The sequence below is a fragment of the Nesterenkonia alkaliphila genome (assembly GCF_009758175.1).
In the GTDB taxonomy this organism is placed as follows: domain Bacteria; phylum Actinomycetota; class Actinomycetes; order Actinomycetales; family Micrococcaceae; genus Nesterenkonia; species Nesterenkonia alkaliphila.
On the sequence record NZ_WRPM01000031.1, the window covers coordinates 11,908 to 25,375 of the forward strand.

Below are 13,468 nucleotides of genomic sequence, written 5' to 3' on the forward strand. Positions count from 1 at the left end.
ATCGATGTATGAGAGCATACTCGTATATCGACAGACGTCAATATTCTTGGGAAAGGTTCCTGTGCCCTCAACAGCCACTGCCCCTGAAGCGGCTCCCGTCGTCGCCCGGCTCTCTGTGCTGGACAAGTTCCTGCCGGTGTGGATTCTGGCAGCCATGGGCCTGGGCCTGCTGATCGCGCTGCTCGCCCCCGGGGTCGGCCAGCTGCTCCATGCAGTGGAGGTTGCCGGAGTCTCGGTGCCCATCGCCCTCGGGCTGCTGCTGATGATGTACCCGGTACTGGCCAAAGTCCGCTACGGGGATACACACCTGGTGCTGCGCGATAAGAAGCTGCTGATCACCTCGCTGGCGATCAACTGGCTGCTGGCCCCAGCGTTCATGTTCGCCCTGGCCTGGATCTTCTTGCCGGACCTGCCCGAGTACCGCACCGGGCTGATCATCGTAGGCCTGGCTCGCTGCATCGCCATGGTGCTGATCTGGAACGACCTGGCCTGCGGAGACCGCGAGGCCGCAGCTGTGCTGGTGGCGATCAATTCGGTCTTCCAGATCTTCATGTTCGGCGTACTGGGCTGGTTCTACCTACAAGTCCTGCCCGGCTGGCTGGGACTGGAGACCACCAGCGCGGAGTTCTCCATCTGGGCGATCACCGTCTCAGTGCTGGTCTTCCTCGGAATCCCCCTGGCAGCAGGCTTCCTCACACGGGTGCTCGGCGAGCGAGCCCGCGGCCGTCAGTGGTATGAGGAACGGCTGCTGCCCAAGCTCGGCCCCTGGGCCCTCTACGGACTGCTGTTCACCATCGTGGTGCTCTTTGCGCTGCAGGGGGAACAGGTGATGGGCAGGCCGCTGGACGTCGCCCGGATCGCGGTGCCGCTGCTGATTTACTTCGTGGTGACCTTCTGCGCCTCCATGGTGATCGGCCGGCTGCTGGGCATGGACTATGCGCGCACCACCACGCTGTCCTTCACCGCAGCGGGCAATAACTTTGAGCTGGCCATCGCGGTGGCAATCGCCACCTTCGGTGCCACCAGCGGCCAGGCTCTGGCCGGGGTGGTCGGCCCGCTCATCGAAGTCCCGGTACTGGTGGGGTTGGTCTACGTAGCGCTCTGGGCCCGCCGCTTCTTCTACCGCACCGGGGCCAGCGGTCAGTCGACTATCGCCCATACCCCGCCCACCACCGTCTGAAGTCACACCCCTTCACCCCGACCAAAGGAGAAAGCCATGAACTCGCACACCGATGCAGCTCAGCATCTGCCTACTGTCACCTTCGTCTGCGTGCACAACGCCGGGCGATCTCAGATGGCCGCGGGGTTCCTCCGGGAACTCGGCGGTGACCGGGTCCGGGTCTACTCCGGTGGCACTCAGCCCGCCGAGGCCGTCAACCCGGTGGCCGTGGCGGCGATGGCCGAGGTAGGCATCGACATCTCCGGGCGGGGCACCAATGAACTCTCCGCGGATATGCTGCAGGAATCAGATGTGGTGGTCACCATGGGCTGCGGGGACGACTGCCCCTACTATCCTGGCAAACGCTATGAGGACTGGCCGCTGGAGGACCCCGCCGGTAAGGATCTCGAAGCAGTCCGGCCGATCCGTGACCAGATCCGTGCCCGGGTCCAGGAGCTGATCGGCTCCCTTGGCGCCTGATGGACACCACACACCCCGTCGTCGTCATCGGGGCCGGCCCAGTGGGTCTGGCCGCCGCCGCTCATCTGCTGGAACGAGGCCTTCAGCCGCTGGTGCTTGAGGCCGGAGACCACGCCGGGGCTGCAGTCAGCCACTGGGGGCACATCCGGCTGTTCTCCCCCTGGCAGTACACAATCGACGCCGCCTGCCGCCGTCTCCTGGACCCCACGGACTGGCAGCCCCCGCGCCCCACTGAGCTGCCCAGCGGGGATCAGCTCGTGCAGAACTACCTGGAGCCGCTGGCCCGCAGCACGGCGCTTCGAGAACGCATCCGGTTCGGCGCCCGGGTCACCGGGATCAGCCGCGGCAGCCGGGACAAGACCCATACTTCAGCCCGGCAGGGACAGCCCTTCCTCATCCATGCTCTCCAGCAGGGGCGATGCCTGGAGATTCAGGCCCGCGCTGTCATCGATGCTTCCGGGACCTGGGACAGTCCCAACCCGCTGGGTGCTGCCGGGCTGCCGGCTGCCGGAGAGGGCGACGCCGCATCAGCACCTCATCTGCTGGGCCCACTGCCCGATGTGCTGGGCACTGATCGGGACCGGGTCTCCGGGAAGCGGGTCCTGGTGGTGGGTTCCGGGCACAGTGCCACCAATACCCTGCTGAACCTGGCAGCGTTGAAGCGCGAGGAACCGGCGACCGAGATTCTCTGGGCGATTCGCCGGGACAGTCCCCAGCGCAGCTACGGCGGCGGGGACCAGGACGAGCTGCCCGAGCGCGGAGCCCTGGGCCAGCGGCTGCGCAGACTGGTGGAGGCAGGGCGGATCACGCTGATCAGGTCAGCCGAGGTACGGGCCCTGGATGTCCACCAGGATGCACTGCGGGTCAGTTTCAATGCTGGGCACTCGGAGACTGTCAACGCCCTGGCCGCCGCCACCGGCTTCCGCCCTGATCTGGGGATTCTCCGGGAGCTGCGCCTGGACCTGGACCCGGCAGTAGAGGCTCCGGTCCGGCTCGCGCCGCTGATCGATCCCCAGCTGCACTCCTGCGGCACGGTTCCGGCCCATGGGGCTGAGGTGCTGGCCCATCCGGAGGAGGGATTCTTCATCGCGGGTATGAAGTCCTACGGCCGTGCCCCGACCTTCCTGCTGGCTACCGGTTACGAGCAGGTCCGCTCCATCGCGGCGCATCTGGCAGGTGATAACGCCGCCCCGCGGGAGCTCAATCTCCCGGCAACTGGGGTCTGTGCCGCAGAATGAGAGGTATGCGCCCCACCCTGCCTGTCATTCTGGCCGGGCTGTGCATCACTCAGATCACCGCGTGGGGGATCCTCTACTACGCCTTCCCAGTGCTCTCGGCCAGGATCGCAGAGGACACCGGCTGGTCGGTGGCATCCACCACAGTGGGCTACTCCGCGGGCCTGGTGGTCTCGGCAGTGCTGGGCATCCCGGCGGGCAAGCTGTTGGACCGCAGGGGCCCACGCCTGGTGATGACCGCCGGCTCGGTGATCGGGGCACTGGCCGTGGGGCTCATCGCGTGGGCGCCCACCTACTGGGTGTTCCTGGTTGGCTGGCTGCTGGCCGGGGTGGGTATGACCGGGACGCTCTATCCGCCGGCCTTTGCCGCAGTGACACGTTGGTACGGCCCCCGGCGGGTCTTCGCGCTGACTGTGATCACGCTGATCGGCGGGCTGGCCAGCACGGTCTTCGCCCCGGTGACCGAGGCGCTGGCTGAGGCTTTCAGTTGGCGGCAGGTCTACCTCATTCTGGGGGTGACATTCGCGGTGATCACGGTGCCGATGCATGCGGTGATTCTGCGCCGCCCCTGGCCACGGCACGAACAGCACACCGCAGGGGCAGCAGACGAGGGCGCCGCGGCGGAGGACCGCTATGCCCGCCGGGTGATGCGCTCAGGCCCTTATCTGCTGATGACCCTCGGCTTGACCCTGGGATCCTTCGCCATGTTCGCCGCAATGATCAACCTGGTGCCGATGCTCACCGCCCGCGGGGTGGACTCCGCCCTGGCCGCCTGGGTGTTGGGACTGGGCGGGCTCGGCCAGGTGCTGGGGCGTCTGTTCTACTGGGCCATGGAGCGCGGCATGAGTGTGCGGGCCCGCACCGTGCTGATCTACAGCCTGGTGGCAGTGACCACCGCAGCACTGGCACTGGACTGGACCAATGCGGTCTGGCTGATCGCCATCTCCATGGGTGCCGGGGTGGGCCGGGGGATCTCGACCCTGCTGAAGGCCACTGCGGTGACTGACCGCTGGGGTACCCGGGCCTATGGCCGGCTCTCCGGGGTCTTCAATGCTCCGGTGATGTTCGCCATCGCCATCGCCCCAGCGGCAGGAGCCTGGCTGGCTGAGCTGATGGGCAGCTGGGAGGCGATGTACCTGGTGCTGGCTGCAGTAGGTGCGGCGGGCGTCGTCGCGCTCTTCTTCTCCGTCCCTCGTGGGGCACCGACCCAGACTGAATAGTCGGTGGTCCCCGCCGGACAATCAGCATGTCCGGGGGTCTTAGTAACGTTAATCACATGGACAACGAGCACGGATTCCCCGATCCGGAGCTGCCGGAGAACCTAAGCCATCTGGCAGACATCCCGGAGCTGGCTCTGGCATGGGACCACGCAGTGGCCTCCCGCCGGGAGACCGCCAGGCAGTTCAGTGCCCTGCTGGATTACCGCAACCGGTGCCGGGAAGAGGCAGCTGGCCGGCACCTCTTTGCCCGATCAGCTGCGGACCAGGCCGCGGTTCGTGATGCGGGCCTGCTGCTGGGCCTGGGTGAGCGCACTGCCACGATCATCCTCAACCAGGCCGCGGAAGTCAGAGAGGTGCTGCCCCTTCTGTGGGCTCGATTCCAGGCTGGGGCGGTGTGCCTGGACCGGCTTCGCAAAGTTGCTGCTGCCACAGTCCCCATTGCTGACCGGGAGGACCTGCTGGCCGTCCTGGACCAGGAGGTCTCACAGCTGGCCGCAGCGATGAACCCCGGGGAGCTGAAGCACTGGTTGGCCCGCCGGATACCTGAGCTCGATGCGCAGCTGTACGAACAGCGGGCAGCTCGGGCCAAGGAGGACAGGTATGTGCGAATCGAGCATCTCGACGACGGGATGAGCTTCATCGAAGCGCTGATTCCCACAGCTGAGGCAGTTGCCCTCCAGCGCAGGCTCAAGGCCGTCGCCCGGTCAATGAACCTCCCCCAACCGGCAGACGAGGAGCAGGACTCCCGGCCCGGCGGTGAAGCCGCCGGTCACCCGGGCGCAGCGGAGGGCGATGACCGCACCCTTGCGCAGAAGGAAGCGGACCTCTTCAGCGCCTGGCTACGGGATGGGCGCTGCTACGGTGCCCCGGTCTCAGCCAAAATCTGCGTGATGGTCTCAGAAGAGACGCTCACCGGTCAGAGCAATGAACCAGCCCTGGGCGCCGATCGCTCCTGGGTGCTGCCGGCAGCAGATATTCGTAAGCTCGCCACTGATCCAGGTGCCGAGCATGAGTGGTACGCCGCCCTCACCCGGAAGAGCACCCGGGGTGCCGACCGAGACATCCTCGCGGTGGTCTATTCGGGTCGCTTCGCCCCCGAACGGCTCAAAGACGCCATCATTTTCAGGGACGGCATATGCCAAGCTCCGGGGTGCACGGCCCCGGCAGAACGTTGCGACCTCGACCACATCGTTCCCTACGACCGGGACGGTCCCACCAGCGCGGAGAATCTGTGGGCCCTGTGCCGCAGGCACCACAAGATGAAATCCCATGGCTACCTGCCTGCACCACCCCGCGAACCCCCTGACGCTGGGGCTGACCGGCCTGAACCTCGAGCAGAAGCACGAGCAGCCTGAGCCCTGAGCCCTGCGCGTTGCGGCACCACGGCCTTTGCGGCTACTATAGATCTTTGTCTGCTTGGCCGTGCTGTGCCCACCTGCGGGGCTCAGCGCCGGAAAACGGCCAGCGCAATCAACTTTTGCACCGTCCACGCTACTTGCGTGTGCGCAGACAGCTTCGGTTGGATCTCACCCAGCCTGGTCGTCCTCGTACCGGTGCGGTAAATAGGGTCGGCGTTCGCGCACCCGAAAACCGGGCATGACCGCCCGACCTGAAAACAGCATCAAAGTACCTAATATCCACAAGAGGAGTGATCATGGCAGCACGTTGCCAGGTGACGGGAGTGGGGCCGCAGTTCGGCAACCAGATCTCCCACTCACACCGTCGCACCAAGCGCCGGTTCGACCCGAACATCCAGAAGAAGACCTACTGGGTTCCTTCCCTGGGCCGCAAAGTGACCCTGAACCTTTCGGTCAAGGGCATCAAAACCATTGACGCGCGCGGCATCGACGCAGTCGTCGCCGACATGCTGAAGCGGGGTGAGAAGTTCTAATGGCACAGGCAAAGGACGTACGCCCGATCATCAAGCTGAAGTCGACCGCCGGCACGGGCTTCACCTATGTGACCCGCAAGAACCGCCGCAACAACCCTGACCGCATTGTGCTCAAGAAGTACGACCCGGTTGTCCGTAAGCATGTCGACTTCCGAGAGGAGCGCTGATCATGGCCAAGAAGTCCAAGATCGCAAAGAACGAGCAGCGCAAGGTCATCGTTGAGCGCTACGCGGAGAAGCGCGCTCAGCTGAAGAAGACCCTCGTTGACCCCAACGCCTCTGATGAGGACCGCGAGGCCGCACGCGTGGGTCTGCAGAAGCTGCCCCGCGATGCCTCCCCGATCCGGGTGCGCAACCGCGACTCGATCGACGGCCGCCCGCGCGGCACCCTGCAGAAGTTCGGCATCTCCCGTATCCGGTTCCGCGATATGGCGCACCGGGGCGAGCTGCCCGGAATCACCAAGTCCTCTTGGTGATCAGCCGCAGCTGATCCGGTAGCTCTGGACGGGGTCTCACCTTCGGGTGGGGCCCCGTTCTGCGTCCGCTAACAGACGAAACTGCCGGAAACACGCCCCAAAACCGCGGTTCTATGCCGGTTTGGACTGGAGAGCGTGGTAAGTTGCCAGACTGAAAGCCTAAGAAAGGCCGGGATCCGCGGAATCACGGGGAAGTTCGGCCCTACGGGACAGCAATGATCAGTCCAGGAGGACAAACACATGGCACTGAACCGCAGCGAACTCGTCGCAGCCGTCGCAGAGAAGTCCGGCAACTCCCAGGCCGCCGTCAACGGCGTGCTGGACGCCGTCTTCGAGGTCTTCACCGAGCAGGTCTCCAAGGGTGAGAAGGTCTCCATCCCCGGCTGGCTCTCCGTGGAGCGCACTGAGCGTGCCGCCCGCACTGGTCGCAACCCGCAGACCGGTGAGACCATCCAGATCCCGGCCGGCTACTCCGTGAAGCTCTCCGCCGGCTCCAAGCTGAAGGCTGCTGCCTCCGGCAAGTGAGCATGACTCACTGACTCACTGACTGACAGACGACGACGCCGCCACCCTGCCTCTTATGGAGGACGTGGGTAGGCGGCGTCGTTGTTTTCTATCGGTTGTAGAATTTGTGTATGTACTGGCCCGCCCTGCTGCTTCTCAGTGATGAGCCCGCCCTGGAGGTCGATGCACCAGGCTGGGCGCCGATCCTCTTCGCCGCCGGCGCGTTTGTGGTGGTGGCCACTGTGATGGTCCTTATGTGGAAGAAGATCAGGCAGTCCGAGCAGTGGCGCCGCGATGAGGACACCCCGGATGACTGATCGGCGGCTGTGGGCGGCCCCGCTGCCGCTGACCGCCGCGGCGCTCTGCACCGGCCTGCTGGCCCTGATCATCGCCGGGACGCTCACCGGCATCGGCGAAGCCGGCCTGATGACCGATACCGGCGCTTTGACCCGCTGGGGGCTGCCCGCCGCCCGCTATATCCACCACCTGGCTATGGCCACGGCAGTGGCAGCCGCCATTCTCGCTGCCGTGGCCATTCCCTCCCGCACCGGTCCGCGCGACCGGCAGAACCGCAACGCGGGGACCGAGCATCCGCTCTACAGCCGCGCCCTGCAGATCGGCATGACCGCCGCGGTGGTCTGGACGGTTGCGGCCATAGCCGTGCTCGTGCTGACCTTCTCCGACCTCGCCGGGCTCCGGCTCTCTGCAGACCAGGCCTTCTCAGAAGGGTTCTTCGACTACGCCCTGAACATCGCCACCGGCCAGGCGTGGCTGGCCATCGTGCTAATCGCCGGCAGCTGCGCCACCCTGCTGGCCGCGGTACGCCAGCCCGCAGCGGTGGGCTCTGCCGGGCTGCTGGGGCTGTGTGCGATCGTGCCGATGGCGATGGTGGGCCATTCCTCCTCCGGGGATGACCACACCGCGGCGGTGAACTCTTTGGGCCTACACCTGCTGGGCGTGGTGGTCTGGGTCGGCGGGCTGATCGTCCTGGCTCTGCTGGCCCCGGACATCTCCCGCACTGCTAAGGACCAGGCAGGCTCCGAGATCCTCGGCACCCTGCTGCGCCGGTATTCGGTGTTGGCCGGATTGGCCCTGGTCACCGTGGCAGCCTCCGGGCTCATCAACGCCGGCCTGAGGGTCAGCGGCTTCGGGGATCTCTTCGGCACGGAGTATGGGCTCATGCTCCTGGCCAAGGCTGTGGCAACCCTGGTGTTGGCCGGGATCGGCTTCGCCCACCGCAGCTGGGTCATCAGAAGGCTTCCGGGCAGGGCCAAGCTGCTCTGGCAGCTGATCATTGTGGAGGTCGCTGTGATGTCTGCGGTGATCGGCATCAGCGCCGTGCTGGGCCGCACCTCCCCGCCGGTGCCCGAGGAGCTGCCTCCGGACGCCACCGCCGCCCGTCAGCTCACCGGCTACGATCTGCCCCCCGAGCCGGGCCTGGCCAACTTCTTCACGCTCTGGCGCTTCGACTGGCTCTGGGTGGCCGTCATTCTGTTCCTGGCAATCTGGTACGTCCGCGCCGTCGTACTGGTCCGGGCCAAAGGCATCAGCTGGCCGGTGATGCGCGCCGTGGCTTGGCTGTTCGGTCTGGCGGTGCTGCTCTGGGTCACCTCCGGCGGGCCGGCGGTCTACGGAATGGTGACCTTCTCGGGGCACATGATTCAGCACATGACGCTGACAATGGTCGCGCCGATCTTCCTGGTGATGGGCTCCCCAGTGACTCTGGCGATGCGGGCACTTCCCGTCCGTCAGGACGGAACCCGCGGCCCCCGGGAATGGATCCTCTGGCTGGTGCACTCCACCTGGTCCAAGATCATCACCCATCCGATCGTCGCGGCGGTGAACTTCGCCGGCTCGATCCTGCTCTTCTACTACACCCCGGTATTCGGCTGGGCCCTGGAGTACCACCTGGGACATGTGTTCATGACCGTGCACTTCCTGCTCACCGGTTATATCTTCGCCCTGGTGATCATCGGCCGTGACCCGCTGCCCTCCCGCCCGCCGCACTTCGCCCGGGTGATCATCCTGCTGGCCACTATGGTCTTCCACGCCTTCTTTGCGGTGGCCCTGATGTCATCGGAGCAGCTCATCCAACCAGACTGGTTCGGCAATATGGGCCATGGCTGGTTCCCGGCCATCGATGATCAGCACAACGGGGGCGAGCTGATGTGGGGCCTGGGCGAGATCCCGGCGGTGCTGCTGGGCGTGATCGCCTGCATCCAGTGGGCCAAGGACGATAAGCGCGAGATGAAGCGCCTGGACCGGGAGGCCGACCGTACCGGGGACGCTGAGCTGGAAGCCTATAACCGCATGTTTGAGGAGATGGCTCAACGCGGAACAGATCGGCGCTGAGCCTGGTTGACTCAACAGATAACGACGACGCCCCACCATCAGAATCACCGAATGGGAGCACACAGAATGACTGAGACGATCCGCCGCACCTCCCGCGTGCGTGCCTCTGAGCTGCTGGGCCGGGCCTGGCTGAACACCGGGGGAAAGCAGCTGAGCCTGGAGGAGCTGCGCGGCAAGATCGTGATCCTGGACTTCTGGACCTTCTGCTGCATCAACTGCCTGCATGTGCTGGACGAGCTGCGTCCGCTGGAGGAGACGTACGCAGAGGTGCTGGTCACCGTGGGGGTCCACTCGCCCAAGTTCGAGCATGAGGCCGATCCCGAGGCGATCGCCGCCGCAGTGGAGCGTTATGAGATCGAGCACCCGGTGCTGGATGATCCCGAGCTGATCACCTGGCAGGCCTACTCCGCCCGCGCCTGGCCCACTCTGGTGGTCGTGGACCCGGAGGGGTACATCGCCGCCTCCCTCTCCGGGGAGGGGCATGTGGCGGGGCTGACCTCCCTGGTGGAGGAGCTGGTGGCCGAGCACGAGGCCAAGGGCACCCTGCACCGCGGAGATGGCCCCTATGTGGCCCCGGAGCCGGTCAGCCGCACCCTGCGCTTCCCGGGCAAGGCCGTGCCCGTGCCGCAGGGGTTCCTGGTTGCCGATACCGGCCACCATCGGATCGTTCAGCTGGCAGCCGACTTGGAGACCGTGATCCGCACATGGGGCACCGGTGAGAAGGGGTATGCTGACGGACCCGCCGAGGCCGCGCAGTTCAACGAACCACAGGGGCTGACCCTGCTGCCGGCCGAGCTGGCAGAACAGGTCGGCTATGACGTGGTCGTGGCCGATACCGTGAACCACCGGCTGCGCGGTATCAGCACCGTCACTGGCGAGGTCACCACCCTGGCCGGCAACGGCGTGCAGCGGCTGCTGGACACTGAGCGCACCCGCGCTGAGCAGCCGACAGGATCATTGGGCACCGACCCGCTGAATGTTTCGCTGTCCTCACCCTGGGATGTCCTCTGGTCAGCCACACTCGGACGGGTGGTGGTGGCGATGGCAGGCACCCACCAGATCTTCAGCTTCGACCCGGCCAGCGGGGAGCTTGCCGTCTGCTCCGGCACCGGGCTCGAGGGTCTGACCGACGGCGCCCCCGAGCAGGCCTGGTACGCCCAGACCTCGGGTCTGGCAGAGGACAGCGCCGGGGACATCTGGATCGCCGACTCCGAGACCTCTGCGCTGCGCGTGCTGCGCACCTCAGCCGACGCCGAGTCCCCCACAGTGGAGACCATCATCGGGCAGGGACTCTTCGACTTCGGGTTCCGCGACGGGGAGCCTGCTTACGCCCGGCTGCAGCACCCGCTGGGAGTCACCTGCCTGCCGGACGGCTCCGTGCTGGTGGCCGATACCTACAACGGCGCGATCCGCCGCTACCGGGGCGAGCACTCCGCCGCAGACGGCACGCTGGTCCCGGCCGAGGTCTCCACGGTGGCCCGAGGGCTCAAGGAACCCTCAGATGTGCTGCTGGATGCAGATGGGGAGTCTCTGCTGGTGGTGGAGACCAATGCTCACCAGTTGGTGCGTATCGCGGTGCCTGAGGAGTATCTGACGGTCGATGAGGGGGCGACCCAGACCCAGCGGCCCCGGACCCCGGTGGCAGCAGGAGAGTTCGGCCTGACCGTGAGCTTCCAGGCTCCAACCGGGCAGAAGCTCGATGACCGATGGGGTGATCCGACCCAGCTGCAGGTCTCGGCGACTCCGCCGGAGCTGATCCTCTCCGGTGCCGGGACCACCGAGGGCCTGAACCGGAAGCTTCAGCTGAACCCTGCAGTTCCCGAGGGCGTCCTGCACATCACAGCCCGTGCCGCAGCCTGCGACGGGGCCCCGGGGGAGGAGATCCCCATGCACGCCGCCTGCCACCTCTACCAGCAGGACTGGGGAATCCCCGTGACGCTGAACCCTGAGGGCGATACGGCACTCACGCTGGACCTCCGCGGGGTCAAATAGCCTCAGTCTGAGGACTTCAGCGCGGCGCTCAGTTTCACCCGCTGGCCCATCTGCAGCAGCGAGCGGGTGTAGATCTTAGCCGCCACCGCCATGACCAGTGCGGTGGTGGCCACCAGGATGCCCATCGAAACCAGCGGCTCCCACCAGGCCACCCCACCGTCGAAGAGCCGCAGCGACATGGTCACCGGCGCGGTGAACGGGATGTAGGAGGTGACCAGCATGGCGAAGTCATTGTTCATGAAGATCAGCACCACAAAATAGGGGGCCATCACCAGCATCATCGCTGGGGTCATCACCGAGCCGGAGTCCTCCTGCCGGGAGACCAGGGAGGCCGAGGCGGCGAACACGCTGGCGATCAGCACGAACCCGGGCACAAAGAACAGCACGAACCACAGCATCGGCCAGGAGAGCATCTGCAGATACTCAGTCTGCCCGGAGATCAGCAGCCCCAGCACCGCCGAGGCCCCCATGATCAGGGCCTGGCCGATCGCCAGGATCGAGTTGCCCAGGATCTTGCCCGCCAGCAGGGCCCGGGCCGGGATCGCGGAGAGCAGGATCTCCACGATCCGGTTCTGCTTCTCCTGGATGGTGTTCTGCAGGATCATCACCCCGGACCCCATGGCCACCATCATGAACACCAGACCGAAGCCCATGGCCGCGAAGTAGCGCATCATGGAGTCCGCGGCATCGCCCTCCAGCACATCCATCGTGGGCATCACTGAGAGCTGCTGGGCGGCGCCCATCGGAAGGTCGTCCAGACCGATCAGATGCACCCCGACCGGGGACTGCGGATCCAGGGTGACGATGGCGTCCACCTCGCCATCGCGCAGCAGCTGCTCAGCCTCGGCCATGGAGCCGGCCTCAGTGACTTCGAATCCGGAGCCCTCGATCTCCTGGACCACCTCGGCGGGCACCTCAACGGCCGCCACGGGGCTGGGATCATCATCCCCCCCGCCGAAGAAGCTCATCGCGAAGATGCCGCCCACAATGATCACCACAGTGATGATCGTGGAGATGACAAAAGACTTGGAGCGCACCTGAGTGGTGATCTCACGCCCCGCCACCAATCGGGTGGCGGCCATAGTGCCCAATCGGGTGCTCGGTGCAGCCTGTGGGGTGCTGCTCTGGGTGCTCATCGGGCGGCCTCCTGGGCGTTCTCAGCGGCGGGGTCAGTGGAGTCAGTGGTGAACTCGCGGAAGATCTCACTCAGCGTGGGCAGCACCGGACCGAATTTTGTGACCTGCCCGCGCTGCACCGCTTGACTGAGCAGCTGCTGTGCCACTTCGGACTCCGCCTGGAACAGGATCCGGTTCTCCTCCTGGGAGTCGACGAGGATTCCCGGCTGGGTGGCCGCCCAGCCCAAATCGGTTTCCGAGGCAAGTTCGTACCGCAGTGTGCCGTGGCGGCGTCGTAGGTGCTCACGCTCCCCAGCGGCCAGGATCCTACCCTCACCGATGATCACCAGATCATCGCAGAGCCGCTCCACCACATCCAGCTGGTGCGAGCTGAAGAGCACCACCGCACCCGCCTGGGCTCGTTCCACCAGTACTCTGAGCACCAAATCAACGGCGAAGGGGTCCAACCCGGAGAACGGTTCGTCCAGGATCAGCACATCTGGATCATGGACGAGGGACGCCGCGATCTGCACCCGCTGCTGATTGCCCAGGGACAGCGCCTCCAGCGGGTCCTTCAGCCGCTCGCCCAGACCGAGCTGACCCAGCAGATCCTCCGCACGGGCAGTGGCCTCGGACTTGCTGAACCCGTGCAGCCGAGCCAGGTAGGTGATCTGCTCGGCGATCTTCATCTTGGGATAGAGGCCGCGCTCTGAGGGCATATAGCCGAACCGGGAGCGGGCTGTGGCCCCGAGCTGGGCGCCGTCGAGCTTCATAGTGCCGGAGTCCGCGGCGAGCACACCCAGGATGATCCGCATCGTGGTGGTTTTTCCTGCGCCGTTGCCGCCCACGAAACCTGTCAGCTGACCCCGTGCGGCAGTGAGGCTGACATCGTGGAGCACCTGTTTTCCGGAGAAGCCCCGGCAGATCTCGTGCAGTTCCAGCATTCCGGTGAAACCCCTTATCCGTCCCTAAGTGCTGCTGTTGTTTGCTTCCGGCAAGCAACCTTACTGGCGCCGTGGCACCTGTTGCATCATCCTCAAGAGGT

Annotated in this window: 14 protein-coding genes; 12 read left to right on the forward strand and 2 right to left on the reverse strand. The window is 65.8% G+C overall.

What is annotated here, in order from left to right:
• Positions 1-61 precede the first annotated feature (61 nt).
• The 12 genes from arsB to GNZ21_RS04615 all read left to right on the forward strand — a co-directional run bounded on the left by arsB (position 62) and on the right by GNZ21_RS04615 (position 11,308).
• Positions 62-1,180 (forward strand): ACR3 family arsenite efflux transporter, encoded by a 1,119-nt coding sequence (arsB, locus tag GNZ21_RS04560; protein ID WP_268234816.1) that lies wholly within the window; start codon positions 62-64, stop codon positions 1,178-1,180.
• A gap of 36 nt (positions 1,181-1,216) precedes the next feature.
• Positions 1,217-1,639, forward strand: a complete 423-nt coding sequence (locus tag GNZ21_RS04565) for an arsenate reductase ArsC (protein ID WP_157321772.1) — start codon at positions 1,217-1,219, stop codon at positions 1,637-1,639.
• A complete protein-coding gene (locus tag GNZ21_RS04570) occupies positions 1,639-2,877 on the forward strand; it encodes an FAD-dependent oxidoreductase (RefSeq protein WP_157321774.1) in 1,239 nt (412 codons plus the stop codon). The genes GNZ21_RS04565 and GNZ21_RS04570 overlap by 1 nt, the downstream gene beginning before the upstream one ends.
• 5 nt (positions 2,878-2,882) lie before the next feature.
• The gene (locus GNZ21_RS04575) at positions 2,883-4,094 is read left to right on the forward strand and encodes an MFS transporter (protein WP_157321776.1); all 1,212 of its coding nucleotides are present in this window, start codon (positions 2,883-2,885) and stop codon (positions 4,092-4,094) included.
• A 56-nt stretch (positions 4,095-4,150) separates the two neighbouring features.
• A complete protein-coding gene (locus GNZ21_RS04580; RefSeq protein ID WP_188503550.1) occupies positions 4,151-5,449 on the forward strand; it encodes an HNH endonuclease signature motif containing protein in 1,299 nt (432 codons plus the stop codon).
• A gap of 299 nt (positions 5,450-5,748) precedes the next feature.
• Positions 5,749-5,985 carry a 50S ribosomal protein L28 gene (gene rpmB / locus GNZ21_RS04585; RefSeq protein WP_157321781.1) on the forward strand — a complete coding sequence of 79 codons (237 nt, stop codon included), beginning with the start codon at positions 5,749-5,751 and terminating at the stop codon, positions 5,983-5,985.
• Positions 5,985-6,152, forward strand: coding sequence for a 50S ribosomal protein L33 (gene rpmG, locus GNZ21_RS04590; RefSeq protein ID WP_150460872.1), 168 nt, complete (start codon positions 5,985-5,987; stop codon positions 6,150-6,152). Before rpmB ends, rpmG begins: the two co-directional genes overlap by 1 nt.
• Positions 6,153-6,154: 2 nt before the next feature.
• Complete coding sequence (gene rpsN / locus GNZ21_RS04595; protein WP_157321783.1) at positions 6,155-6,460, forward strand: 30S ribosomal protein S14; 306 nt, start codon at positions 6,155-6,157, stop codon at positions 6,458-6,460.
• Positions 6,461-6,700: 240 nt separating this feature from the next.
• Entirely contained in the window at positions 6,701-6,985 is a 285-nt protein-coding gene (locus GNZ21_RS04600) for an HU family DNA-binding protein (RefSeq protein WP_044493282.1), read from the forward strand.
• Positions 6,986-7,095: 110 nt separating this feature from the next.
• Positions 7,096-7,281 (forward strand): hypothetical protein, encoded by a 186-nt coding sequence (locus tag GNZ21_RS04605; protein ID WP_157321784.1) that lies wholly within the window; start codon positions 7,096-7,098, stop codon positions 7,279-7,281.
• On the forward strand, positions 7,274-9,316 hold the full coding sequence (locus tag GNZ21_RS04610; protein WP_229659436.1) for a cytochrome c oxidase assembly protein: 2,043 nt from the start codon (positions 7,274-7,276) through the stop codon (positions 9,314-9,316). Before GNZ21_RS04605 ends, GNZ21_RS04610 begins: the two co-directional genes overlap by 8 nt.
• A gap of 66 nt (positions 9,317-9,382) precedes the next feature.
• A complete protein-coding gene (locus GNZ21_RS04615; protein ID WP_157321788.1) occupies positions 9,383-11,308 on the forward strand; it encodes an NHL domain-containing thioredoxin family protein in 1,926 nt (641 codons plus the stop codon).
• A 2-nt stretch (positions 11,309-11,310) separates the two neighbouring features.
• Here GNZ21_RS04615 and GNZ21_RS04620 read toward each other — a convergent pair whose 3' ends face one another.
• Both GNZ21_RS04620 and GNZ21_RS04625 read right to left on the reverse strand, forming a co-directional pair.
• A complete protein-coding gene (locus GNZ21_RS04620) occupies positions 11,311-12,444 on the reverse strand; it encodes an ABC transporter permease (RefSeq protein WP_157321791.1) in 1,134 nt (377 codons plus the stop codon).
• Positions 12,441-13,367, reverse strand: a complete 927-nt coding sequence (locus GNZ21_RS04625; RefSeq protein ID WP_157321793.1) for an ABC transporter ATP-binding protein — start codon at positions 13,365-13,367, stop codon at positions 12,441-12,443. The genes GNZ21_RS04620 and GNZ21_RS04625 overlap by 4 nt, the downstream gene beginning before the upstream one ends.
• Positions 13,368-13,468 lie beyond the last annotated feature (101 nt).